The sequence below is a fragment of the Ruegeria sp. P8 genome, assembly GCF_056534665.1.
This window is the reverse complement of sequence record NZ_JBQERC010000008.1, coordinates 103,009-126,574: the sequence shown is the minus strand read 5'-3', so window position 1 is coordinate 126,574 and position 23,566 is coordinate 103,009. Positions and strand designations below refer to the sequence as shown.

General features: G+C 56.4%; 19 protein-coding genes. 8 read left to right on the top strand and 11 right to left on the bottom strand.

Annotated features, from left to right (window positions below):
- Positions 1-134 precede the first annotated feature (134 nt).
- The 4 genes from ACR0BZ_RS11880 to ACR0BZ_RS11865 form a co-directional block, all read right to left on the bottom strand.
- The gene (locus tag ACR0BZ_RS11880) at positions 135-2,927 is read right to left on the bottom strand and encodes a bifunctional aconitate hydratase 2/2-methylisocitrate dehydratase (protein ID WP_480920280.1); all 2,793 of its coding nucleotides are present in this window, start codon (positions 2,925-2,927) and stop codon (positions 135-137) included.
- A 203-nt stretch (positions 2,928-3,130) separates the two neighbouring features.
- Positions 3,131-4,468, bottom strand: a complete 1,338-nt coding sequence (locus ACR0BZ_RS11875) for a serine hydrolase domain-containing protein (protein ID WP_480920279.1) — start codon at positions 4,466-4,468, stop codon at positions 3,131-3,133.
- 206 nt (positions 4,469-4,674) lie between these two features.
- Positions 4,675-7,092 (bottom strand): DNA topoisomerase (ATP-hydrolyzing) subunit B, encoded by a 2,418-nt coding sequence (gene gyrB, locus ACR0BZ_RS11870; protein ID WP_480587149.1) that lies wholly within the window; start codon positions 7,090-7,092, stop codon positions 4,675-4,677.
- A 114-nt stretch (positions 7,093-7,206) separates the two neighbouring features.
- Positions 7,207-7,779, bottom strand: coding sequence for a TetR/AcrR family transcriptional regulator (locus ACR0BZ_RS11865; RefSeq protein WP_480920292.1), 573 nt, complete (start codon positions 7,777-7,779; stop codon positions 7,207-7,209).
- Between the two features lie 100 nt (positions 7,780-7,879).
- On the opposite strand from ACR0BZ_RS11865, the gene ACR0BZ_RS11860 reads away from it, so the two are divergent.
- Positions 7,880-8,446, top strand: a complete 567-nt coding sequence (locus ACR0BZ_RS11860; RefSeq protein ID WP_480920278.1) for a carboxymuconolactone decarboxylase family protein — start codon at positions 7,880-7,882, stop codon at positions 8,444-8,446.
- On the opposite strand, the gene recF is transcribed toward ACR0BZ_RS11860, so the two are convergent.
- The 6 genes from recF to mutM form a co-directional block, all read right to left on the bottom strand.
- Positions 8,443-9,540 carry a DNA replication/repair protein RecF gene (gene recF / locus ACR0BZ_RS11855; RefSeq protein ID WP_480920277.1) on the bottom strand — a complete coding sequence of 366 codons (1,098 nt, stop codon included), beginning with the start codon at positions 9,538-9,540 and terminating at the stop codon, positions 8,443-8,445. The genes ACR0BZ_RS11860 and recF overlap by 4 nt on opposite strands.
- A gap of 59 nt (positions 9,541-9,599) precedes the next feature.
- Positions 9,600-10,721 carry a DNA polymerase III subunit beta gene (gene dnaN / locus ACR0BZ_RS11850; protein ID WP_480920276.1) on the bottom strand — a complete coding sequence of 374 codons (1,122 nt, stop codon included), beginning with the start codon at positions 10,719-10,721 and terminating at the stop codon, positions 9,600-9,602.
- A 224-nt stretch (positions 10,722-10,945) separates the two neighbouring features.
- Positions 10,946-12,331 (bottom strand): chromosomal replication initiator protein DnaA, encoded by a 1,386-nt coding sequence (dnaA, locus tag ACR0BZ_RS11845; RefSeq protein ID WP_480587161.1) that lies wholly within the window; start codon positions 12,329-12,331, stop codon positions 10,946-10,948.
- Between the two features lie 555 nt (positions 12,332-12,886).
- Entirely contained in the window at positions 12,887-13,150 is a 264-nt protein-coding gene (gene rpsT / locus ACR0BZ_RS11840) for a 30S ribosomal protein S20 (protein WP_039541017.1), read from the bottom strand.
- 225 nt (positions 13,151-13,375) lie between these two features.
- Positions 13,376-14,152, bottom strand: a complete 777-nt coding sequence (locus ACR0BZ_RS11835; RefSeq protein WP_267363125.1) for an enoyl-CoA hydratase — start codon at positions 14,150-14,152, stop codon at positions 13,376-13,378.
- A 66-nt stretch (positions 14,153-14,218) separates the two neighbouring features.
- Positions 14,219-15,070, bottom strand: coding sequence for a bifunctional DNA-formamidopyrimidine glycosylase/DNA-(apurinic or apyrimidinic site) lyase (gene mutM / locus ACR0BZ_RS11830; RefSeq protein WP_480832902.1), 852 nt, complete (start codon positions 15,068-15,070; stop codon positions 14,219-14,221).
- Positions 15,071-15,156: 86 nt separating this feature from the next.
- Between mutM and ubiE the strand changes: the two genes are divergently transcribed.
- Both ubiE and ubiB read left to right on the top strand, forming a co-directional pair.
- Positions 15,157-15,909, top strand: a complete 753-nt coding sequence (gene ubiE / locus ACR0BZ_RS11825) for a bifunctional demethylmenaquinone methyltransferase/2-methoxy-6-polyprenyl-1,4-benzoquinol methylase UbiE (RefSeq protein WP_480900015.1) — start codon at positions 15,157-15,159, stop codon at positions 15,907-15,909.
- Between the two features lie 3 nt (positions 15,910-15,912).
- Entirely contained in the window at positions 15,913-17,442 is a 1,530-nt protein-coding gene (gene ubiB, locus ACR0BZ_RS11820) for a 2-polyprenylphenol 6-hydroxylase (RefSeq protein ID WP_480920275.1), read from the top strand.
- Positions 17,443-17,538: 96 nt separating this feature from the next.
- On the opposite strand, the gene ACR0BZ_RS11815 is transcribed toward ubiB, so the two are convergent.
- Positions 17,539-18,714, bottom strand: coding sequence for an acetyl-CoA C-acyltransferase family protein (locus ACR0BZ_RS11815; RefSeq protein ID WP_480920274.1), 1,176 nt, complete (start codon positions 18,712-18,714; stop codon positions 17,539-17,541).
- Between the two features lie 116 nt (positions 18,715-18,830).
- Here ACR0BZ_RS11815 and ACR0BZ_RS11810 point away from each other — a divergent pair, with 116 nt between their 5' ends.
- From ACR0BZ_RS11810 to ACR0BZ_RS11790, 5 genes are all read left to right on the top strand, one after another.
- Positions 18,831-19,394 carry a helix-turn-helix domain-containing protein gene (locus ACR0BZ_RS11810; RefSeq protein WP_480507233.1) on the top strand — a complete coding sequence of 188 codons (564 nt, stop codon included), beginning with the start codon at positions 18,831-18,833 and terminating at the stop codon, positions 19,392-19,394.
- Positions 19,395-19,504: 110 nt separating this feature from the next.
- A complete protein-coding gene (locus ACR0BZ_RS11805) occupies positions 19,505-20,689 on the top strand; it encodes a glycine C-acetyltransferase (protein ID WP_480832896.1) in 1,185 nt (394 codons plus the stop codon).
- A 14-nt stretch (positions 20,690-20,703) separates the two neighbouring features.
- Positions 20,704-21,732 (top strand): L-threonine 3-dehydrogenase, encoded by a 1,029-nt coding sequence (gene tdh / locus ACR0BZ_RS11800; RefSeq protein WP_480920291.1) that lies wholly within the window; start codon positions 20,704-20,706, stop codon positions 21,730-21,732.
- A 64-nt stretch (positions 21,733-21,796) separates the two neighbouring features.
- Positions 21,797-22,681: a tryptophan 2,3-dioxygenase gene (locus ACR0BZ_RS11795; RefSeq protein WP_480920273.1), complete on the top strand. Its 885-nt coding sequence runs from the start codon at positions 21,797-21,799 to the stop codon at positions 22,679-22,681.
- Between the two features lie 3 nt (positions 22,682-22,684).
- A complete protein-coding gene (locus tag ACR0BZ_RS11790; protein WP_480920272.1) occupies positions 22,685-23,512 on the top strand; it encodes an alpha/beta hydrolase in 828 nt (275 codons plus the stop codon).
- The last annotated feature ends 54 nt before the right edge of the window (positions 23,513-23,566 follow it).

The following is a 23,566-nucleotide window of genomic DNA, read 5'->3' as shown; positions in this document are numbered from 1 at the left end:
ACCTGAGCGGATCTGTCCGGGCCATAACCCATCCTTGCGAAGACGTGGTGTTGAAGGGCAGAGAGTGTCGTTCAATTGGAAAAGCCCGGCCACCATTTCCTAGCGGCCGGGCTTTCAAGATTCAAAACGCGTCTTCAGAAATGAGCAGATTTCGCGGACGCAGGCTTTTCCATCGGCGGCGCGAACTTGGTCAAGTCGATCCCCTTTACCGCCGACTTGTATTCCTCGGCAGTTGGGGTCCGGCCCAAAATGGCCGAAAGCACGACAACCGGCGTCGACGCCAGCAGGGACTCACCCTTTTTCTCATCCGAGTCTTCGACAACACGCCCTTGGAACAGGCGCGTGGATGTCGCCAGAACGGTATCGCCTTTTGCAGCCTTTTCCTGGTTCCCCATGCAAAGGTTACAGCCGGGCCGCTCAAGGTACAGGATATTTTCATATTCTGTACGTGCTTTGTTTTTCGGAAACAGATCATCGAATTCAAAGCCCGAGTATTTCTGAAGAATGCTCCACTCGCCTTCTTCCTTCAGTTCATCGATGATGTTGTAGGTTGGTGCTGCGACAACCAGCGGGGCCTTGAATTCGACGGTGCCCCGTTCCTCTTCAAGGTTCTTAAGCATCTGCGAGACGATAATCAGATCGCCCTTGTGCACCATGCACGACCCGACAAAGCCCAGATCGACCTTCTTTTCACCCTTGTAGTAGGAAACCGGGCGGATTGTGTCGTGGGTGTAACGCTTTGATACGTCAGCATTGTTCACGTCAGGATCGGCAATCATCGGTTCGTCGATCTCATCCAGATCAACAACGAGCTCGGCAAAATACTTGGCGTTCTCATCGGGTTTCAGGGCCGGCTTTTCACCCGACCTGATTTCCGCGATCCGCGCATTCGCCTTGTCAATCAGACCTTGCAGCGTCTGGGCTTCGTTCTCCATGCCCTTGTCGATCATGATCTGGATGCGGCCTTTGGCGATCTCCAGAGATTCAATCAGCGTGTCATCTTCGGAAATACAAATTGAGGCCTTGGCCTTCATCTCGGCCGTCCAGTCGGTAAAGGTGAACGCCTGATCCGCCAGCAAGGTGCCGATATGAACTTCGATGATCCGGCCCTGGAAGACGTTGTCACCGAATGTCTTTAACATCTGCGACTGGGTGGCGTGAACCACATCGCGGAAATCCATATGGTCTGCCATCTGGCCTTTGAAGGTCACCTTAACCGATTCAGGGATCGGCATCGTGGCTTCACCGGTCGCCAGCGCCAGCGCAACGGTGCCCGAATCCGCGCCAAACGCTACGCCCTTGGACATGCGGGTGTGCGAGTCGCCGCCAATGATGATGGCCCAGTCATCCACGGTGATGTCATTCAGCACCTTGTGGATTACGTCTGTCATCGAATGATAAACACCCTCGGGATCACGCGCAGTGATCAGGCCAAAGTTGTTCATGAATTTCATTAGTTTGGGAATGTTCGCCTGCGCCTTTGCATCCCAAACCGACGCTGTGTGGCACCCGGACTGATATGCGCCATCAACGATGGGCGAGATCACGGTTGCCGCCATGGCTTCCAGTTCCTGCGCGGTCATCAGGCCGGTGGTGTCTTGCGACCCAACGATATTGACCTTAACCCGAGCATCCGAGCCCGCGTGCAGAACCTTTCCGTCAGCCACACCAACCGCGTTTTTGTTGAAGATCTTCTCGACAGCTGTCAGGCCCTGACCCTCGTGCGAGATTTCCCTGGACGGAGCAAATGCAGATTCCAGCGCAACGCCAAGGGTTTCGGCCGCAAATGTCTGCAGCTTCTTACCAAAGACAATCGCGTAAGAGCCGCCAGCCTTGATGAATTCGACCTTTTGCGGCGTGAAGGACGACGATACATCGACAAGCTCTTTATCGCCTGCTTCGTTGTAAAGCTTCTTGTCCTTTGTGTTGATGGTCAGAACGGTTCCGGTCTCGACCGAATATTTCTGTTCAAGGACAGGACTTTCGTCGTTGTTCAGGATCGGGTTGCCGTCGTCATCCAGCTTTTTAACCCAGTTCTTCAGGTCAATACCGATACCTCCGGTCACGCCAACGGTGGTCAGGAAGATCGGTGAGATTCCGTTTGTTCCCGCGACAACTGGTGCGATGTTCACAAAGGGAACATAAGGGCTGGCTTGCGTTCCGGTCCACAAGGCGACGTTGTTGACGCCGGACATGCGCGAGGACCCGACGCCCATGGTCCCTTTTTCGGCGACCAACATGACACGTTTGTCCGGGTGTTGTTTCTGCAAATCCTGAATCTCGGCCTGCGCCGCCGGTGTGATCATGCATTTGCCATGCAATTCCCGATCCGCACGAGAATGCGCCTGATTGCCGGGCGACAGAAGGTCGGTGGAAATGTCTCCTTCGGCCGCGACATAGGTCACAACCTTGATTTCCTCTTCGATGTCGGGCAGCCGGGTAAAGAACTCGGCCTTGGCATAGCTTTCCAGAATGTCCTTTGCGATCGCGTTTCCGGCCTCAAAAGCAGACTTGAGGCGCTGGGTATCCGCATCATACAGGAACACCTGCGTTTTCAGCACCTCTGCCGCCTGATTTGCGATCGACGCATCATCGCCCAGCGCCAGATCCAGCAGAACCTCGACCGAGGGGCCGCCTTTCATATGTGACAGCAGCTCGAACGCGAAGGCCTGCGAGATTTCTTCGACCGAGGCTTCACCCAATATGATCTCTTTCAGGAACTGTGCCTTTTCACCAGCTGCGCTGGTTGTCCCCGGCAGCGTGTTATAGATGAAATAGGTCAAAGACTCGGCGCGGTGAACGTTGTCCACATCCTTGATTTGTTCGATGATTTCCTGAAGCAGCACACCGTCTTCAATGGGTTTGGGGTGCAAACCTTGCTCTTTGCGCGTCTCAATCTCGTTCAGGTATTCTGTATATAGGCTCATGACGGTTCCGACCATTTAGCTGGTGCGCTGGCGGGTAACAAACCAGCGCCTTAATTTTGTATGCCGCGGTATACTAAATGCCTACAACTTGCAAGACACTCTCCTGCGACCCTGTGTCCTGATCGAGGATGTATTTGTCGAAATACTTGCCAGTCAGGCGTGATCTGTCTGTCGCGGCCAACAGGTTTTTGCACCCTGGCACGCTAGCTTCCGGATGCGGAAATCAGTTCCTTGGCCAGCGGCAAGGATGAGTAACCCAGCCGGGATGGCGTCAATCCCAATCGCACAATCACCATATCATGAGAGGGGAAAATACCGATGGACTGACCATCATGCCCCTGCAACCAGACGGCATCTTCAAAAGGTGGCAAATCTCCGGGTGCTTCCAGCCAAAGGTGGCCCTTGGCGTATTTGCCATCCGAAGCATCAACCGGTTCGAACATCCAGTCCACATAACCTTCTGGTAATATCCGAGAGCCTTTCCAAACCCCTTTTTGCAGCAAAAGCTGCCCGTACCGGGCCCAGTCACGCGCCGTCGCATACATATAACTGGACCCGATGAAGGTATCGCTGACATCCGTCTCGATAACCGCCGATGTAATGCCAATCGGCGCAAATAGCGCGTTGTGCGGATAGCTCAGCCCACCGTCGCCCAACTTGTCCTGCCAAACCCGAGACAGCATCGTGGACGTGCCCGAGGAATAGTTGAAGTCCGTTCCAATACTGGATTCAGCAACGCGCCCGGCAGCAAATTCGGCCATACCGTCACGAAGATACAGCATGCGTGTTACGTCTGAAACGTCGCCGTATTCCTCATCCCATTGCAGCCCGCTTGTCATCGCCAGCATATCAGCCACGGTAATGTTGCGCCTTGCGTCGTCGACCCAATCGGGAAAGCTGTCGACAAGCGTATCTGACAAGCTCATTTGACCCGCTTCAATCAAGGTGCCGATCAACCCGGCCGTAACTGTCTTGGTCATGGACCAGCCCAGTAACGGGGTATCCGCATCAAACCCATCTGCGTACCGTTCAGCAATGATGCGCCCGTTTCGAACCACCACAACTGCGCGAAATCCTTCACCCACCAAACTGTCATTCGACAGTACAATCTGAAGCTTCGGGTCTTGGGACAAGGCAACGTCATTCCCGTTTGGCCATAGTCCTGCTGGCAGCGGATCAGGCGCGGAAAGTGTCTGGTTGCTCAGATCAGCCTCATGAACATTTGTGCAGCCAAGCCCCTGACGAAACTGCGATGTCGCGGGTGCAAAAAACCGGAAGATCCGCGCTTTCGCAGTCTGCGCTTCCCGATCCACCTCTATTGAGATTTGCCCCAGCAGAGGGTGGCCGGGTGCTTGCACGTCCACAGCCAGAACTTCGTCAGGATCCCGTCCAGCAATGAAAACGTTCGAACAGACAATCTTGGCAGCGTAGTTGGTTCCAACCTTCAAAAGATCCGGGGGTGCGAACCAAAGGTAGCCAATCAAAGCTACCCCGCCCAGAACCACCGCACTGCCGGTCATTTTTAGTACTTTGCTGAACATCCGCCGCAACCATTCCTGCCGCTACCTCGCCAGGCAAAGGTTAGAAGCAACCGAGCAGGCTTTACCACAGTTTCGTTACGTCGACTGATAGGTCAGAGCCCGCACGTTGAAGCATGGCCAGTGCCATCCAAGATGCACATCGCTCGATCAGCAATTGCACAGATCGACTTCAGCCCCAAACAGGTAGCACGTCGGTCTTTACACCGTCAGAAATCCAGATTCTCGACGCTCAAAGCGTTTTTCTGGATAAATTCCCGACGAGGTTCGACAACATCACCCATTAGCTTGGTGAACAGATCGTCGGCTTCCACCATATCGTCTACGCGCACCTGAAGCAGCGTGCGTGCATGCGGGTCCAAAGTTGTTTCCCAAAGCTGGTCGGGGTTCATCTCTCCCAGACCTTTGTAGCGCTGTAGGGATAGGCCCTTTTCCCCTTCTTCCAGAATGGCGCGCAGCAGGTCCAGCGGACCGTGGATCAATTGGCTACGATCACGGCGGATCAACGTGGCCGAGGTGTTGTAGACCTCTTGCAGGCTTTGCGTGAAGCTGCCTGTTTTGCGGGCCTCCCCCGACCGCAGCATCGGGCCGTCCAAGGTGCGAACCTCTTCGACACCACGCAGAATGCGGGCCAGCCGAATTCCGTGATCCTGCGTGATCCGGCCCTGCCAGCCACGCTCATACTCCAACGCGATCAGGTCCAGACGGGCGGCAACCTTGTCAGCCACCCCTTGCAGATCGGCGTCCACCGCACCCGGCACAAAGGCACCGGCAACAGCGGCCTGTTCCAGAATGTGGCGCGGGTAGTGCGTCGGGAAGGCGTCCAGAACGCGTTTCAACTGTCGCGCTTCGTCCACCACGCGGGCCAGATCCTGACCAATGATCTCTTCGCCCGATCCCAGTTTCAGCACGGCGCCCTCGATCCCCTGATTAACGAGATAATCGTCCAGTGCCGCCTGATCTTTCAGATAAACCTCTGATTTACCGCGCGAAACCTTATAAAGCGGCGGCTGCGCGATATAGAGATATCCACCTTCGATCAACTCGGGCATTTGCCGGTAGAAGAACGTCAGCAGCAGGGTTCGGATATGCGCGCCGTCCACATCCGCATCGGTCATGATGACGATTTTGTGGTAACGCAGCTTTTCAATGTTGAACTCATCACGGCCAATACCGGTACCCAGCGCCATGACAAGATTGCCGATCTCTTGCGAGGACAACATCCGGTCAAACCGCGCGCGTTCCACGTTCAGGATCTTACCGCGCAGCGGCAGAACCGCCTGAGTCAGCCGGTCACGGCCCGTTTGCGCCGACCCTCCGGCTGAATCCCCCTCAACAAGGAAGACTTCGGTTTTGGAGGGGTCTTTTTCGGAACAATCTTTCAGCTTGCCCGCCAGATAGTTCACATCCATCGCCGTTTTGCGGCGGGTCAGTTCACGCGCCTTGCGCGCGGCCTCGCGTGCCAGCGCAGCCTCGATGATCTTGCCGACGATCGCCTTGGCCTCAGTCGGGTTTTCTTCAAACCACTCGGCAAGTTTTTCGTTCATCAGACCTTCGACCGCCGGACGAACCTCGGAACTGACCAGCTTGTCTTTGGTCTGTGACGAGAATTTCGGATCAGGCACTTTGACCGACAGCACACAGGTCAGACCTTCGCGCGCGTCATCACCGGTAAAGCTGACCTTTTCCTTTTTCGCGATCCCGCTGGACTGCGCGTAGTTGTTGATCGTCCGGGTCAGGGCACCTCGGAAACCCGCCACATGGGTACCGCCATCGCGCTGAGGTATATTGTTGGTAAAGGGCAGGACAGATTCGTGATAGCTGTCATTCCACCACATTGCGATTTCCACGCCGATATCGTCGCGCTCGCCCTTGATATAGATCGGCTCGGACATGGCGGGGGTTTTGGACCGGTCGAGGTACTTGACGAATTCCTTGACCCCACCTTCATAGAACAACTCGGTTTCCAGCCGCTCCGCCGGACGCTCGTCAATCAGGATGATCCGCACGCCCGAATTCAGGAAAGCCAGTTCGCGCAGGCGTTTTTCCAATGTCTCGAATGAGTATTCGAGGTTCGAGAATGTATCGGTCGAAGCCAGAAACCGCACTTCTGTTCCTGTCCGGTCTCCGCATTCACCGACAACCTTCAGGTGCTCAGCGGTTTCGCCACCTTCAAACCGCGCGACATGCTCTTTGCCATTGCGCCAGACACGCAGTTCCAACCAATCCGAAAGCGCGTTCACCACGGAAACACCCACACCGTGCAAGCCGCCCGACACCTTGTACGAATTGCTGTCGAATTTTCCGCCAGCGTGCAGTTGGGTCATGATGACCTCGGCCGCCGACACGCCTTCTTCCGGGTGGATGTCCACCGGAATACCGCGCCCATTGTCGCTGACCGAAACACTGGAATCGGCGTGAATTTTCACCGTCACATGGTCGGCATGACCGGCCAAAGCCTCGTCAATCCCGTTGTCGACAACCTCATACACCATATGGTGCAGACCCGAGCCATCATCCGTGTCCCCGATATACATGCCGGGGCGTTTGCGAACGGCCTCCAAGCCTTTGAGAACCTTGATGGAATCTGCGCCGTATTCTTGAGGGGCCTGTGCGTCTTCGGACATTCAGTCAGTACCTATATTATTTTGGTAACTTATACGTTTTCTGGTAGGGATTGTCACGCCATCCCCCAATATTTTGTGGTTTTCCGGATCGTTTTTTGCCGCCCCGAAAGGGGCTCACAAACGATCGATATCAGACGCGATATCCGCTGCAATTTGCGCCGCATCAACGTCTGTGCGTTCAGCGGACAAGCGCAGCCCCAGAATGTCTGACTGATACCTGGCCGCCAAACGATCCGGATCACGTCCCGCCCCGATTTCACCGGCATCCTGAGCCTTGCGAAACAGATCAGCGAAACAGTCTTTCATTTCCGCCATGTAATGCGCCGCCTGATCCGCAAGGACATGATCCTTCGCCTTCAACTCGGCATATGTCTTTGCCAACATGCAGGCCTTTGCCGGGGTCTCGGCCGCTTCGATCACCAATCGGGGCTGTGCTTTCAGCGCCTCTTTCGGACCCAGTCTCTCAGCCAGGGCCTTTAGGCGCGCCAAACCTTCTTGCGTATAGCTCTCCAGCGTCAGCGCATAGAGCGCATCTTTCGACCCGAACGCCGCATAAAAACTGCCGGGCTTCAGCCTCAGTTCCCGCTCCAGATCCTTCAGCGACGTACCAGCCCAGCCCTGACGCCAGAAGATATCCTTCGCCTTCGTGATCAACACGTCACGATCGTATGCGGGTTTGCGGGGCATCAGCATCACCAATTCTTGAACGTTCACTCAAATATATACTTGAGCGATCACTCAAGAAACCCTAAATACGACCCATCGCGCCAGAAACAGGAGTTCCGACATGGCCAATTTCCCGTCTCACGACCTCGAAACCGCGCCTGAAGCGTCCAAACCGCTGCTGCAAAAGTCTCAGGCCGCTTTTGGTCGCTTGCCCGGCCTGCATAAGGTCATGGCCGAAAGCCCTCAACATCTGGAAGGCTACCAGATTTTGCACGGCCTGTTCCTGAAAACCGATTTCGACAATGATGAGAAAACCGTCGTCTGGCAGACCATCAATGTGGAAAACGAGTGCCACTACTGCGTGCCCGCCCACACCGGTATCGCCAAGATGATGAAGATATCGGATGAGATCTCGGACGCCCTGCGCAATGAAACCCCGCTGCCTTCAGCCAAACTCGAAGCACTGCGCACCTTCACCCTGCAAGTGATGGAAACCCGCGGCAACCCGACCGAAGATCAGCTTCAGGCGTTCTTTGATGCGGGCTATTCCCATCGCGCGGTTCTGGATGTCGTGCTGGGTCTGGCCCAGAAAACCATGTCGAACTACGTTAACCACATGGCCAAAACCCCGGTGGACGAGGTTATGCGCGGTTTTCTGTGGGAACGTAAAGTCAGCGAACCGGCCTAAGCAGTCACGACCGAACCCTCATCGCTTTCGGTAACGATCAGCGTCTGGGCCCGGTCGCCCATTTCCGCAAACAGTTCAGGCCCGGTGCCCGTCATCCAGGCCTGAGCGCCCAGCGCGCAAATCTCGTCATAAAGCGCTGCACGCCGCCCAGCATCCAGATGCGCGGCCACTTCATCCAGCAGAACGATCGGAGGTGCGCCCAGCATTGCCGCCAGCGCCCGCGCATTGGATAGGATCAGCGACACCAAGAGCGCTTTCTGCTCACCAGTGGAACACTCCCTTGCCGGCACGCCCTTGGCCGCGAACACACCATACAGGTCGGACCGATGCGGCCCCACCAGGGTCCGGCCCGCTGCCAGATCCCTGAACCGGCTCTCGCCCAACGCGTCTCGCAAATCTTCCGCCGTCTCGGGCATTGCGCCTTCGGTTTGCACCAACTCCAGCTCGGCCGAAGGAAAGACCGTTTCCGCCCTGTCCTGCGCTGCCCGCAGAAGATCCAGCGACCTTAACCGCGCGGTATGGATGCGGTGCCCCGTCTCGGCCAACTGCCCTTCAAGCGCGGCGTACCAATGCGCATCCCTGACCTGCTCTTTCAGCAAACGGTTACGTTCGCGCATCGCTTTTTCATAGATCAGCGATGCTTCAGCGTGGGCTGGGTCAAAACTCAGCGCGATACGGTCCAGAAACCGCCGACGCCCTTCCGCCCCTTCAATCCACAGACGGTCCATTGACGGGGTCAGCCAGACAACTCGCGCAAGTTTCCCCAGATCGATCTGCGTCGCCGACTTGCCATCAATTCGCACCTGTCGCGCTGCGCCGCCCTCGGACCAGGTTTCGATCTCAAACCGCTGCCCCTGAGCGTCCAGCAACCCGGACAGTTTCCAACCCAACGCCTCGGGCCGTCGGGTCATCTCGGCTGCACTCGCCCGCCGCATTCCGCGACCGGGTGAAAACAACGACACCGCTTCAAGAAGATTGGTCTTCCCGGCCCCATTTGGCCCGTGAATAGCAACGGGACGTCCGTCCAGAGACAACCGCGCCAGCTTATGAGATCGAAAATGCGAGACCGTAAGCTCGGTCAGGGCCAATCCCATGACCCCTCCCTTCATCTTTTCAAAATTACTCCCGCCGGAGGCATCGCGCGTCCGCGCGATCAGACGCGCATCGGCATGACGACGTATACAGCACTCTGGTCGTTGCCTTCGCGCATCAATGTCGGGTCACCAGCCGAGTTGAACAGGAAAACTGCATTCTCACGATCCACCTGAGACGCAATCTCCAACAGGTATTTGGCGTTGAACCCGATCTCCAACCGCTCATCCCCGTAAGCGACAGCCAATTCTTCCTCGGCGGCGCCACTGTCGGGTGCATTCACCGACAAGATCAGCTTGTCGCCTTCCAATTGCAACTTCACTGCCCGCGATCGCTCCGACGAAACAGTTGCCACGCGGTCCACAGCTTGCGCGAATTCAGCAGCATCCACTTCAAGCTTGCGGGTGTTTCCTTGCGGGATCACACGTGTGTAGTCGGGGAAGGTGCCGTCAATAACCTTCGACGTCAGCGTGATATCCGGCGTGGCAAAGCGTACCTTGGTTTCACTGACCGAAACGGCGATATCCATCTCGTCATCATCCAGCAGCTTGCGCAACTCGCCCACTGTTTTGCGGGGCACGATCACGCCCGGCATATCCGCCGCGCCATCCGGCAAATCTGCGTCGATCCTCGCAAGCCGGTGGCCATCGGTGGCCACACAACGCAACACTTTTCCACCCTCGGACCCATCTGCCACATGCATGTAGACACCGTTCAGATAGTACCGGGTCTCTTCGGTCGAGATGGCGAATTTCGACTTGTCAAACAACCGGCGCAGCAATGCCGCCGAAGCGGTGAAATTCGATTGATACTCAGACGATGCCATCACCGGAAAATCTTCCTTCGGCAGTGTCGCCAGCGAAAAATTCGACCGCCCCGCTTCAACTGTCAGCCGTCCAGCGGCGCTGTCAGAGGTCAGTGTCACCAGCGCACCGTCGGGCAGTTTGCGCACAATCTCATGCAGGGTTGTTGCCGCAACGGTCGTCGCGCCTGCCTTTTCGACCTGTGCGGGTGCCTTATCGACCACTTCGATATCCAGATCGGTGGCACGGAACTGGACCTGATCGCCTTCGGCCTCGATCAGGACATTGGCAAGTATGGGAATGGTATTGCGACGTTCTACAACGGACTGGGCCTGCGAAACGGCCTTAAGAAGGGTGCCGCGTTCAATGCTGATCTTCATACCCTCAATTCCTCTGACTTGCGTACCGACATGGGCGGGACTGGCACGTTAGCGGTTCCACCCCGAGGCACAAGGATTTTTTACGGATTTCTGGGTCGGAATGCACCAACCGTCAAGCGCGGCGTGCCCCACGGGCCTCAGTTCTGGTGCAACCGTGGATTATTACGCACAAAAAACGCCCCGGCGCAGAAGCCCGGAGCGTTTCATAGCACCGCTGGCCCAGTTCAGGCTTCGAGAGACCGACGCAGCATCTCCACATCTTCAGCGATCTGGCCATCGGTCAGTTTCAGCTCTTCAATGCGCTTGACGCCATGCATGACCGTGGTGTGGTCGCGCCCGCCGAACCGACGGCCGATCTCTGGCAGCGATCGGCTGGTCAGCTGCTTGCACAGATACATCGCCACCTGACGGGGGCGCGCGTAGGATCGCAGGCGCTTGGGACCGATGATATCGGACATGCGGATGTTATAGTATTCGGATACTTTCCGCTGGATTTCTTCAACCGTGATCTTGCGCTCGGATGCGCGCAGGACATCTGCCAGACAATCCTGCGTCAGCTCCATGTCAATCTCGCGCCCAACCAGCGAGGCAAAGGCAAACAGACGTGTCAGAGCACCTTCCAGCACGCGGACATTGGTTGAGATTCGATGGGCCAGAAATTCAAGAACGCCATCCGCAATCGTCAGGTCAGGATAGGAGCTGCTGTATTGCTGGACCTTGTTTTGCAGAATGCCCAGGCGCAATTCATAGTCGGTCGGATGCAGGTCAACGACCAGACCACATTGCAGGCGCGACTTTACACGATCTTCCAGGTCCTTGATTTCGCCCGGGGCGCGGTCGGCCGAAATGATGATCTGCTTGTTCTGATCCACCAGCGCATTGAACGTATGGAAAAACTCTTCCTGAGTAGAATCCTTTCCGGCGATGAACTGCACGTCGTCGACCATCAGCACATCGACCGAACGGAACAAATGCTTGAAATCCATCATCCGGCGTTCCCGCAGGGCCTGCACGAAGCGATACATGAACTGTTCGGCTGACAGGTACAGGACATTCAGTTCCGGATGTTTGGTTTTCAGTTCCCAGGCAATGGCGTGCATCAGGTGGGTCTTACCCAGACCCACTCCGCCGTATAGAACAAGCGGGTTGAATGTGACCGGGCCACCTTCGGACACGCGGCGCGCGGCAGCATGGGCCAGCTCGTTGGGTTTGCCCACCACGAAACTGTCAAAGGTGAACCGCGAATCCAGCGGCGCGGCCTGCAACGACTCCAAAGCGTTCTGCGCACTATCCGTAGCGACTGTGGGTACCGGCTCTGGCCGAGTTTCGGCGACCACCTTGGCTGCGGGCTTGGGACGTGCGGGCGAGTTGGCGGCAACACGAAAGTCCAGACGCTGAACGGTTTCCCCAGCCGTATTCAGCTCGTACAAGATAAGGTCCGCAAAATTCTGGCTGACGTAATTCCCCATAAAGTTCGTTGGCACGGAAAAAACCGCCACACCATCCTGCAGCTCTTTAAATTCCAGAGGCTCGATCCATGTGGTGTAATTATTCCGACCGACAGCCTTCAGCAATTTGTTACGCAGTAGTCCCCATTTCTCTTGTGTCATTCAGCGCCTCACGCATCCCATTCTTATTGGCCTGTCGGCCTTATCATACGAAGCCGGTTGCCCGGTCTTGTATTCACACGCCCAAAGGGAACCTATCGCCAAACCCAATGGTTTGGCGGGATTGCCCCTGAAAGTTCGGTGCACCCGGATTTTCGACGCTCAACAATAAATGAGCGTCCCGAAACTCGGGCTGCACGTCACAATCTCAATTTTCAGACAGGGCCGAGAATCCCGGATAACCCGGACTTCGCGGCAAATCGGCAGCCCAGCTTGCGCCAGTCGTCGACGAATGTTTCCTGATCGATCTGATGCCCGTCAGTCCGATCGAGTAAACAGCCTGTCCCCCCAAGCGAGTGAATCGCTGACATCAGTGGTAGCAACTTGAAATGGGGCGCGGCAACGAAACTCTGATATTGACTCGGGTCTTTGGTCGAAAGAATCTCTCGGTTTCGTGAAGGCGCGGTATTCCGGCAACACGAAAAATGGCGCCGCAATGCGCAGCGCCTTTGACATTAGTTCAGCCTTGCTGACTTGACCTTAGGTAACCCGCGGACTTTAGCCCAGAGCTTTGACCCGTGCCGACAGGCGCGACATTTTACGCGCAGCAGTGTTCTTGTGGAACACGCCTTTGGTGACGCCGCGCATCAGCTCGGGCTGGGCGGCGCGCAGTGCTGCGGTTGCCGCATCTTTGTCACCGGATGCAATCGCTTCTTCGACTTTACGCAGATAGGTGCGGATGCGCGAACGACGCGCTTTGTTAACAGCGAAACGCTTTTCGTTCTGACGGGCGCGTTTCTTTGCCTGGGGCGAATTTGCCATGTGTCTCTGACCTTCGTTCGGTACGGTTATCAAGGGTTGCGCGCCACGGATATATCCGCACCGGATCAGAAATCACGAGTGTGAGTCGGGCCAAGCGGGCCGCACGCGCATGTATTGCGGCGCTCAATACCGAACATTTCAAGGATTGCCAAGCCGATTCTTGGGGCTCACAAACCGGGTAAAGAAAAGGCGGGCATAGCCCGCCGTTCATTAATCTCTTGCGTTTTATTTGTCGCGAAACTGCGCAGCCCGCTTTTCAAGAAACGCCGCCATGCCCTCTTTCTGGTCCTCGGTGGCAAACATGGAATGGAAGACGCGACGCTCAAACAGCATTCCTTCACTCAGCGGAAGCTCGTAACTGCGATTGACCGCTTCTTTTGCCGCCGCTGCCGTCAGTGCCGATTTCTCGGCTATTTTTTGCGCCGCACCGACGGCTTCCTCGATCAGCTTCTTGGCCGGTACGACCCGGCTGACCAAACCAGCGCGCTCGGCTTCGTCCGCGTCCATAAACCGACCAGTCAGGTTCATGTCCATCGCCTTGGACTTGCCGACAAAGCGCGTCAAACGCTGGGTGCCGCCCAACCCGGCTATGACGCCAAGGTTGATTTCAGGCTGGCCGAATTTTGCAGTGTCCGCCGCAATGATGAAATCGCAAAGCATTGCCAACTCGCATCCCCCACCCAGAGCATAGCCCGCAACCGCGGCGATGATCGGTTTGCGAATCGCCAAAACCCGGTTGTTTGCATCAGCAAAAAGGTTGGTGGTGTAGACATCGACAAAGCTCATCTCGGACATTTCCCTGATGTCCGCGCCTGCGGCAAAGGCCTTGTCCGATCCGGTGATGACGATGCAACGCACCTTATCGTTGCTGTCCGCCTCTTCCAGCGCGGTACACAACTCACCCAGCAACTGGGAGTTCAGCGCATTCAACGCATCCGGTCTGTCGAGTTTGATTAGGGCGACGTGGTCTTCGATTTCGACGATGATCGTCTCAAAAGCCATGAGAAAAAAGCTTCCGGTTGTTCCGTTCAGTTACGAGTCCTTACCACGCGAATTCTCTGGATCAAGCTATCTTTGGCATTGCGCACAGTAGAAGGATGAGCGACCGGACTGGGTGATTCTCTGGATCAGACCAGTGCAACCTTCGGTGCGGCAGGGCTTTCCTTCGCGACCGTAGACATCAAAGCTGTGCTGAAAATATCCAAGTTCTCCATCAGCTTGGCGGAAATCCCGCAGGGATGATCCGCCTGCTTCGATCGCGTCGTGCAACACCCTCCGAATGATGGGAACCAGCGATGCGACACGTGCCGCAGATATTTGCCCTGCTTTGCGACGTGGCGACACCTTGCCGCGATAAAGCGCTTCGCAAACATAGATATTCCCCAATCCGGCAACGATTCCCTGATCCAGCAGAGCTGATTTGACAGGGGTATTCTTGCCTTTGAATGCTTCAATCAGGTGTTGCTCATGGAAATCATTACCCAAGGGCTCTGGTCCCAGAACCGCCAGAAGCTTGTGATCTTCGGCCGTGGCTGTAGGCAGTAGGTCCATCGCCCCGAACCGGCGTGGGTCGTTAAAGGTGATACGCGCCCCGTTGGCCATGTGAATAACAACATGGTCATGTTTCTCAGCGGCAGGATGTTCGCGCAGGAAATGACCCAGTGGGTCCCCTGACACCGTCATTCGCCCCGACATCCCCAGATGTATCAACAAGGTCTCGCCACTGCTGAGATCGGCCAGGATGTATTTTGATCGCCGCCTTAACCGATCCACCCGCTGCCCGGTCAGTCTTTCTGCCATGCGTTCGGGAAATGGCCAGCGAAGATCCGGGCGGTTCACATCGGCGCGTTCTATCACCATGCCCTCCATCGCGGGAGCAAGACCCCGTCTTACTGTCTCGACCTCGGGCAATTCTGGCATTACAGGGCTCCTATTCCAAAGGGCCGCATTGTGCCCCGCTTCCAGAGCCCTATAACAGAAGCGAAATTCGACAAACGGCAAGGCTTATGTCCGACAACAGCGACAACACCACTCATTTCGGGTTCGAAACCGTACGCGAGGCTGACAAGGCCGGGCGCGTGCAGGGCGTGTTCAACTCTGTCGCCTCGAAATATGACGTGATGAACGATGTCATGTCGATGGGTATCCACCGGGTCTGGAAAGACGCGATGATGGACTGGCTGGCACCACGCCCCGGTCAGCGTTTGCTGGATGTTGCAGGCGGAACCGGTGACATTTCCTTTCGCTTTCTGAAACGTGCAGGCTATGGCCATGCCACAGTTCTTGATCTGACAGAACCCATGCTGATCGAAGGCCGACAACGCGCGGAAGCCGACCAGATGGCCGACAGCCTGAACTGGGTGGTGGGCGATGCCATGGCCCTGCCATTCGAAGACAACACCTTTGACGTCTACACGATTTCTTTCGGCATCCGGAACGTGACCCGCCCGCAAGAGGCCCTGAACGAAGCCTTTCGCGTGCTGAAACCCGGTGGCCGCCTGATGGTACTGGAGTTCAGTCAGCTTCCCAATGACGGGCTGCAGAAGCTCTATGACCTCTACAGCTTCAATGTCATCCCACGCATGGGAAAGCTGATCGCGAATGATTACGACAGCTATCAGTATCTGGTGGAGTCGATCCGCAAGTTCCCCGATCAGGAAACCTTCCTGAACATGGTCCGAACTGCTGGCTTCGAAAACGCGAAATTCCGCAATCTCAGCATGGGTATCGCCGCGCTGCATTCCGGCTGGAAGATCTGACGCATGCGTGGTCCCCACAACATCATCCGCCTGATCCGTACAGGCGCAACGCTTGAGCGCACCGGTGCCATGAACGTGGTCCTCGACGCGTTCGAGGCGCCAAGGGCTATCCGGTTTCTTGCCCACGCTCTAGGCAAACCGTTTTGGTGGCTGGGTTACAAGGGCGACCCGGAAATGCCGCCTGCAACACGTGCACTCACCGCTTTGGGCCCGGCCTACATCAAGTTTGGTCAGGTGCTTTCGACGCGCCCGGATGTAGTAGGCGATGAACTGGCTGTGCAACTTCGTGTTTTGCAGGACAAGCTGCCGCCGTTCTCGAAAGCCGTGGCTTTGGCCGAAGTGGAAAAGGAACTGGGGCAGCCTGTTGCCGAGATATTCTGCGATTTCAGTGAACCCATTGCAGCCGCGTCCATTGCTCAGGTCCACAAAGCCAAACTTGTTAGCACGGGCGAGGATGTCGCCGTCAAAGTTCTGCGCCCAGGGATCGAGCGCGCATTTCGCAAGGACGTGGACGCGTTTTATTTCGCCGCTCGCATAGTCGATTTGTTTGCGCCCGGTGCTCGCCGATTGCGTCCGATGGAGGTCATTGAACATTTCGATGGCGTTGTACGGGGTGAACTGGATCTGCGTCTGGAAAGCGCTGCTGCCTCGGAATATGCGGCCAACACAAAAGACGACAAAGGGTTCTGGCTGCCGCCTATATTGTGGTCACTGTCGGCACGGCGCGTGATGACACTCAGCTGGGCCGACGGTGTTCCATTGGGTGAAAATGACGCACTGGACGCCGCTGGCCACGATCGCCGCGATCTGGCTGAACGTGTGCTGCGCCTGTTCCTTCTTCACGCCCTGCGCGACGGCTATTTCCACGCCGATATGCATCAGGGCAACCTCAAGGTCGCCGCCAACGGTGATATCATCGCTTATGATTACGGTATCATGGGCCATATCGACGAATACACGCGCCGGGTCTACGCCGAGATTCTGTTCGGTTTCATCCGCCGCGACTACAAGCGCGTAGCCGAAGTGCATTTCGAAGCCGGTTACGTTCCTGCACACCAGGACGTCGATGAATTCGCCCGCGCCCTGCGTGCGGTTGGTGAGCCCATCTTCGGTATGGATGCCTCGCATATTTCGATGGGCCGTTTGCTAAGCTATCTGTTCGAAGTGACAGAGCGTTTTGGCATGGAAACCCGAACCGAGCTGATCCTTCTTCAGCGCACGATGGTCGTGGTTGAAGGCGTAGCCCGGTCTCTGGATGACCACATCAATATCTGGGAAGTTGCCCGCCCCGTGGTCGAAGATTACATCAAACAATCCATCGGCCCGCGCGCCGCGCTTCGTGACTTTGCCAAAACAGCTTTGGTTCTGGCGCGCTTTGGCCCACGACTGCCGACACTGGTCGAAGATGCATTGATTGCGCAGACACACAAAGATGAGCCGGATAATCCCGGACTGATGCAAAAAGTATTGCCCGCCGCTATCGGCGCTTTTGTCGGCGCAGCTGCTGTTTTGTTGATCGCCACACTCGGTTGATTGTGATCCGCAGCTTCATCTGGCTGAAAATAACCTCGGGGGGAATCGCGCCTTGCGCGATGGGGGGCAGACAGCCCCCCTTTGCCCAGACCCGGATCAGAGCCGCTCGATGGCAATGGCGATCCCCTGACCGCCACCGATACACATGGTGATCAACCCTTTTGATCCGCCTGTGCGCTCCAACTCATAAAGCGTCTTCATGGTAATGATGGCGCCCGTCGCGCCTACAGGGTGCCCCAGCGCTATCGCGCCTCCATTCGGGTTCACTTTCGCTGCATCCAACCCAAGCTCCTGGTTGACGGCCAGCGCCTGCGCGGCAAATGCTTCGTTGCTTTCGATCACTTCGAAATCTTCCGCCGACAAACCCGTCTTTTTGAACAGGTTCTGAACGGCCGGTACCGGGCCAATACCCATGATTTCGGGGCGCACGCCAGCATGTGCATATCCGATCACACGCGCTTTTGGCTTCAATCCGGCCTTTTCCGCCGCGTCCGCCGTTGCCAGAACCATCGCCGCCGCGCCGTCGTTGATGCCCGAGGCATTGCCCGCCGTCACACGCCCATCTTTTTTAAACACCGGTCGCAACCCGGCCAGCGCATCGGCTGTCGTCGCCTTTGGATGCTCATCAACTTTGAAATCCACCATGTCACGCTTGACCTTCACCTGAACGGGCACGATCTGGCTTTCGAAATATCCGGCTTCAATTGCAGCTGCCGCGCGGGTCTGGCTAGTCAGGGCGAAGTCGTCCATCTGTTCACGACTGATCTGGTGTTCATCGGCAACGTTCTCGGCCGTCACGCCCATGTGCCCTGTGCCAAAGGGGCAGTTCAATGCACCCAGCATCATGTCCAGCGATGTGACATCACCCATTTTCGCGCCCCAGCGCGCCTGTGGAACAATGTAAGGGCTGCGCGACATGCTTTCTGCGCCACCTGCCACGGCGAAATCGGCATCGCCAAGCATCAAGGATTGCACTGCTGACACGATCGCCTGTGCCCCCGAACCGCACAGCCGATTTACATTCATCGCAGGGGTGCCGTTCGGAATTCCGGCCTGCATCGCGGCCACGCGCGACAGGTACATGTCCCGAGGTTCGGTGTTGATGACATGGCCAAATACAACATGCCCGATCTGAGCACCTTCTACCCCAGACCGCTCCAAGGCGGCTTCGGTGACCACCGTCGCCAGATCAATGGGCGCGGATGACGCAAGTGCGCCACCGAAAGTTCCAATCGCGGTGCGCGCACCATCCAGCAATACGATGTCTGTCATGTCTTTCTCCTCTTGGAATCGTCGTCAGTATGCACACGCAGCATTATTCTGTCCTATAGGACGTGCCGTCACGGATGGAATTGACAAGCGAGGTCCCAATACGCATGGATTCCGTCATGACGGAGAACACAGACGATATCCTGAACCTTTTGCCCGCCCGCCTGAAAGAAGCACGACGGGCCAAAGGACTGTCGCTGGAAGCAGTCGCAAACCTCAGTGGCGTATCCAGATCCATGGTTAGCCAGATCGAACGCGGGGAAAGCAGCCCAACGATCTCGACCCTCTGGAACCTGACACGTGCGCTACAGGTGGATTTTGCCGGTCTTCTGGAAGGTTCAAAAGCCAGCGATCAAATCGAGGTGCTGCGCGCGTCCGAGGTGCCCAGCATCGACAATATGGGGCAGAACTGTCGCATTCGCATCCTGTCCCCACCGGAAGAGGCCGGAGGTCATGAGGTTTATGATATCGAGTTCGACACAGGCGGGGCCTTGAACAGTCAGCCCCATGCGCGTGGCGCGCACGAACAGCTGACAGTGCTGGAAGGCACCGTCAAGGTTACATCGGGCAGTGCCGTTTCGGAACTGAGCCAAGGGGACACCGCCCGCTATGCCGCGGATATCGTGCATTCCATCTCGGCCAAAGAATCAGCGCGGGTGTTCTTGATCGTAAAGAACGCCTGACATCAGCAACTTTCCGCCTTCACGGAAATTTTTCCTGTATATTGAAATTCCCCTATTTGGGAAATTCATCCGCTATGTTAGATGTGCGACTCAGTTGAACGGAGGTCGCCATGGCAGATGCATTCCTGTCCCACATCACGGACACACTCGCACAAATCGAATCCGAAGGGCTGTACAAGCGCGAACGAATGATCACTTCGCCTCAGGGCGGTGAGATTACGGTGGGCGGCAAACGGGTGATCAACCTGTGCGCCAACAACTATCTGGGTCTTGCGGATCACCCCGCGCTGATCGAGGCCGCAACCAATGCGATGGGTCCGAAAGGTTTCGGCATGGCCTCGGTCCGGTTCATTTGCGGAACACAGGATATTCACCGTGAACTGGAACAGCGGTTGGCCAAGTTCCTAAACAAGGACGATGCGATCCTGTTCGCGGCCTGTTTTGATGCCAATGGCGGGCTGTTCGAACCGTTGCTGGGGCCTGAAGATGCCATCATTTCGGACAGTCTGAACCACGCCTCTATCATTGACGGGGTGCGGCTGTGCAAGGCCAAGCGCTATCGCTATCTGAACAATGACATGAACGACTTGGAAGCGTGGCTGAAGCAGGCGCGCGAGGATGGCGCGCGTCATATCATGATCGCAACCGATGGCGTGTTCTCGATGGATGGCTATTTGGCCAACTTGCCGAAAATTCGCGAACTGGCTGATAAATACGATGCCATCGTCATGGTCGATGATTGCCATGCAACCGGCTTCATGGGCCCGCGCGGCGCCGGAACACCGGATCACTTTGGTGTTGATGTCGACATTCTGACAGGAACTTTGGGCAAGGCACTTGGGGGGGCAATCGGCGGCTACATCGCCGGGCCGCAGCCAGTGATCGACCTGCTGCGGCAGCGGGCGCGGCCCTATCTGTTCTCGAACTCGCTGCCGCCATCCATCGTCGCCGCAGGACTTGAGGCAATCCGCCTGGTCGAAGAAGGCGACATTCTACGCGCGCAGTTATTCGGAAACGCAAAGTACTGGCGTGCTGGTCTGGAAAAGCTTGGCTTTGACCTTTTGCCCGGTGAACATCCGATCATCCCTGTCATGCTGGGCGATGCAACGCTGGCACAAGAGATGGCCGCCAAGCTGTTTGACGAGGGCGTGTATGTCTCGGGCTTCTTCTTTCCTGTTGTTCCCCGCGGACAGGCGCGGATCAGAACGCAGATGAACGCTGCCCTGACGCGGGACGAACTGGACCGCGCGCTGGCGGCCTTTGGCAAGGTCGGCAAGGAACTGGGGGTGATCTGATGCGACCCAACACGATGAAAGCGCTGGAAAAGTCGAAACCTGAAGAAGGGTTGTGGATGGTACAGGCCCCGGTCCCTGAAATCGGGCCTGATGAGGTACTGATCAAGATCAACAAGACCGGAATTTGCGGTACCGACATTCACATCTGGAACTGGGATGAGTGGGCCTCTCACACCGTTCCGGTTCCGATGATCACTGGTCATGAGTTCGCCGGGGAAATCGTCGAGATTGGGAGCAACGTCACCGGCCTGGATGTTGGGCAGCGCTGTTCCGGCGAAGGGCATCTGATCGGCACTGAAAGCCGTCAAAGCCGCGCAGGCAAATTTCACCTCGACCCCGGTACGCGCGGGATCGGGGTGAATGAACAGGGCGCGTTTGCGCAATACCTGAAATTGCCCGCCTTCAACGTTGTTCCCCTGCCGGACGATATCCCGGATGAGATCGGGGCAATCCTTGATCCGCTGGGCAATGCGGTGCACACCGCGCTAAGCTTTGACCTTCTGGGCGAGGACGTCCTGATCACCGGCGCAGGACCCATCGGCATCATGGCCGCCGCCGTTGCCCGCCATGCAGGTGCCCGCAATGTTGTGATTACCGACATTAACGCCGAACGGTTGAAACTGGCGGAACATGTGGTGCCATCGGTGCGGACCGTTGATGTTTCCAAACAAGATTTGCACGATGTCATCGCACAGCTTGGAATGAAAGAAGGCTTTGATGTGGGGCTTGAAATGTCCGGCTCACAAGCCGCGCTTGACCAGATGGTCGAGGCGCTTGTGATGGGTGGGAAAATCGCCCTGCTGGGGATACCGCCGGGGAAATCTCCGGTCGACTGGTCGCGTATCGTTTTCAAGGCGATCACAATTAAGGGTGTCTATGGTCGCGAGATGTTCGAGACCTGGTACAAGATGATCGCCATGCTGCAAAACGGTTTGGATGTGTCCCGCGTGATCACGCATCGCTTTGCGGTTGATGATTTTGCGGATGGATTTGCCGCGATGAAATCCGGCCTCTCTGGCAAGGTTGTCCTTGACTGGACCTAACCCGCTGGAAAGTTACGAACTCAACGCCTAGACAGGTGCAAGGATCGCACAAGGGAGGCATGAGATGGGCGAGAACAAAGACGATCGTCTATTGCAAAGAGGTGTCGAAGACACTCTGGTCACTGATTTCGCCGAGACACATCGCAAAAGCTATGGAGATTTTCTGCAACTCAAAACACTGCTGAATCTGCAAAAGACTTTTCAGGACCCCGCGCAGCCAGACGAGATGCTGTTCATTATCATCCATCAGGTCAGCGAACTGTGGCTGAAACTGATGCACCACCAACTGGTCGAGGTGCGCCGTTTTCTGCAACAGGACGAGTTTGGCCCAGCCATGAAAAACCTCGACCGCATCAAGGCCATTCAACGGCAGTTGATTGCGGCTTGGGAAACCCTGCTGACAATGACACCTGCCGACTATATGACGTTCCGGCAGGCTCTCGGCAACTCGTCAGGGTTTCAGAGCTACGGCTACCGGCAAATCGAATTCATCCTTGGCAACAAGGATGCCTCAACACTGAAGGTCCATGCGCATGACCCAGAGGTGATGGAGATGCTGAATGCCGCACTGACCAAACCGTCACTTTATGACGAAGTGTTGCACATGCTGGCCCGTCAAGGGTTCGACGTGCCCAAGGATCTGATCGAACGCGATTACGCCCAACCCTATTCCGGCGATTCGCGCGTGGTAAAAATCTGGGTCGAGGTATTCCGCAACACTGAAAAATACTGGGACCTTTATGCTTTGGCCGAAAAACTGATGGATGTGGAAAGCCTGTTTCAACGCTGGCGCTTTGATCATGCCACCGCAGTTGAGCGCGTGATCGGGATGCAACCTGGCACTGGTGGCTCAAGCGGCGTGGCCTTTTTGCGAAAGGCGCTTGAGCTGCGGTTTTTCCACGACCTTTACGACGTGCGTACGGATTTGATGTATAGCGGGCAGACCTAAGACATGCTGTATCGAGGATTTTCGCAATCCGATCTGGAGCGGGAGTATTCCCCCAGCACAATGATCGGTGGCAACCTGAGCCCTTATCTTGCCAGTTATAAAGCACTGAGCGCTCAGGCGCGGGCCGACTTTCCGGTACAGGAAAACTTGGCTTATGGTGATAGCCCCGCACAAGTTCTGGATTTCTTTCCCGCTCGCGATGACAAGGCACCTCTGCACGTCTTCATTCACGGCGGGTACTGGCAGGCGCTCAGCCAGAATGAATCGTCTCTGATGGCACCGGGTCTGGTAGAACACGGGCAAGCTTTTGCGACTGTGAACTATACGCTGGCACCCGATGTCCGGATTGGTGGCATGATCGATGAATGCCGTGACGCGTTGCTTTGGCTGGCGGCCCAGGCGGAGGAGCTGGGATTCGATCCGTCGCGGATCACCCTGTCAGGTCACAGTGCAGGCGCGCATCTGGCGGCGATGGTGATGGCAACCTCATCAGATGCCCTTGCCAAAGCGGGGCTTCGGGTGCGGGATGTGATTTTGATCAGCGGTATATACGACCTGGAACCGATCAGCCTGATGTCGGTGAACGATCCGCTGCAATTGACGCCGGTCGAGGTCAACGATCTGTCACCTATCCGCAATCTGCCCCGGCCCGGTCCTCGATACCACGTTTCGGTAGCCGAACGTGATACGGGTGAGTTCATTCGCCAAAGCCGCGACTATGCCGAAAGGCTGCGAAAGGCCGGACACCCGGTTAGTTTTACGCTCGCGCAAGGAATGCATCATTTCGATATCATCATGCATTCAGCTACATTTCTGCGTCGGACAAAATAAGAGCTTCGTCAAAAGAAAACAGCGGCCTGAGGGGGCCGCTGTTTTTCGTAATCA